General features: G+C 45.9%; 2 tRNA genes and 1 rRNA gene. All 3 read right to left on the bottom strand.

The features are described from left to right. Nucleotides 1–1,424 (bottom strand): 23S ribosomal RNA (locus tag GQR54_RS19370); the annotation flags it as partial. 304 nt (nt 1,425–1,728) lie between these two features. Next, nucleotides 1,729–1,804, bottom strand: a tRNA-Ala gene (locus GQR54_RS19365). Nucleotides 1,805–1,854: 50 nt separating this feature from the next. Next, nucleotides 1,855–1,931: transfer RNA gene (locus GQR54_RS19360), tRNA-Ile, on the bottom strand. Between the last annotated feature and the right edge of the window lie 28 nt (nt 1,932–1,959).

Below are 1,959 nucleotides of genomic sequence, written 5' to 3'. Positions count from 1 at the left end.
TTAGCCTGCTCCGTCCCCCCATCGCAATTATATCGAGTACAGAAATATTAATCTGTTTCCCATCGACTACGCCTTTCGGCCTCGCCTTAGGGGTCGACTTACCCTACCCTGATTAACATGGGATAGGAACCCTTGGTCTTCCGGCGTGGGAGTTTTTCACTCCCATTATCGTTACTCATGTCAGCATTCGCACTTCTGATACCTCCAGCATACCTCCCGGTACACCTTCAACGGCTTACAGAACGCTCCCCTACCACTCAGAATAAATTCTGAATCCGCAGCTTCGGTGCATAGTTTAGCCCCGTTACATCTTCCGCGCAGACCGACTCGACCAGTGAGCTATTACGCTTTCTTTAAAGGATGGCTGCTTCTAAGCCAACCTCCTGGCTGTCTGGGCCTTTCCACATCGTTTCCCACTTAACTATGACTTTGGGACCTTAGCTGGCGGTCTGGGTTGTTTCCCTCTTCACGACGGACGTTAGCACCCGCCGTGTGTCTCCCGGATATTACTTTACGGTATTCGGAGTTTGCAAAGGGTTGGTAAGTCGGGATGACCCCCTAGCCTTAACAGTGCTCTACCCCCGTAAGTATTCGTCCGAGGCTCTACCTAAATAGATTTCGGGGAGAACCAGCTATCTCCCGGTTTGATTAGCCTTTCACTCCTAGCCACAGGTCATCCCCTAACTTTTCAACGTTAGTGGGTTCGGTCCTCCAGTTGATGTTACTCAACCTTCAACCTGCCCATGGCTAGATCACCGGGTTTCGGGTCTATACCTTGCAACTATTCGCCCAGTTAAGACTCGGTTTCCCTACGGCTACCCTATTCGGTTAACCTCGCTACAAAATATAAGTCGCTGACCCATTATACAAAAGGTACGCAGTCACCCAACAAGTGGGCTCCTACTGCTTGTACGTACACGGTTTCAGGTTCTATTTCACTCCCCTCACAGGGGTTCTTTTCGCCTTTCCCTCACGGTACTGGTTCACTATCGGTCAGTTGGGAGTATTTAGCCTTAGATGATGGTCCACCTATATTCAGTCAAAGTTTCACGTGCTCCGACCTACTCGATTTCACTTAAAATGTCTTTTCATGTACGGGACTATCACCCTGTATCGTGGCGCTTTCCAGCAGCCTTCCATTAACACATAATAAGCTTAAGGGCTGTTCCGATTTCGCTCGCCGCTACTTTCGGAATCTCGGTTGATTTCTTTTCCTACGGGTACTTAGATGTTTCAGTTCTCCGCGTTCGCCTCGTTAACCTATGTATTCAGTTAACGATACCTGCAAGCAGGTGGGTTTCCCCATTCGGAAATCTTAGTCTCAAGCGCTTTTTACTAGCTTGACTAAGCTTATCGCAAGTTAATACGTCCTTCATCGCCTCCAACTGCCAAGGCATCCACCGTGTACGCTTAGTCACTTAACCATACAACCCAAACGGGTCTTTGTTTTGTGACAGTTTAACTTCGCCAGAAGTCAATATTGAATACTAAAGTAGATACCAATCAATCAACTCATAAGAGTTAACTAAATGGCACTGAATGGTACTGCTACCATTCTTTTTTTACTTTTGAAAACTCTTGATAAATACAATGTATCTATCAGAATTTTATTATCAGCTTTTCCAAATTTTTAAAGAGCAAGAGATGTAAAAACTTCTCAAAATTAAACACACTCTATTCTCAGGCGGTTAATGGCCTGATAAAGAATATTTATTTTTAAGAAGTAAGTGGTGGAGCTAAGCAGGATCGAACTGCTGACCTCCTGCGTGCAAGGCAGGCGCTCTCCCAGCTGAGCTATAGCCCCACATATGCTGGTACTTATTGTTTTAACCATCTTCTTAATTAGATAAGAAGTGGTGGGTCTGAGTAGATTTGAACTACCGACCTCACCCTTATCAGGGGTGCGCTCTAACCAGCTGAGCTACAGACCCAAAACAATAAGTGTTGTTCTCTTTACAA

It is taken from the genome of Pseudoalteromonas sp. Z9A4, assembly GCF_011378845.1.
Taxonomy (GTDB): domain Bacteria; phylum Pseudomonadota; class Gammaproteobacteria; order Enterobacterales; family Alteromonadaceae; genus Pseudoalteromonas; species Pseudoalteromonas arctica.
The sequence above is the reverse complement of the archived record's forward strand: the minus strand, read 5'-3'. Positions and strand labels throughout refer to the sequence as shown.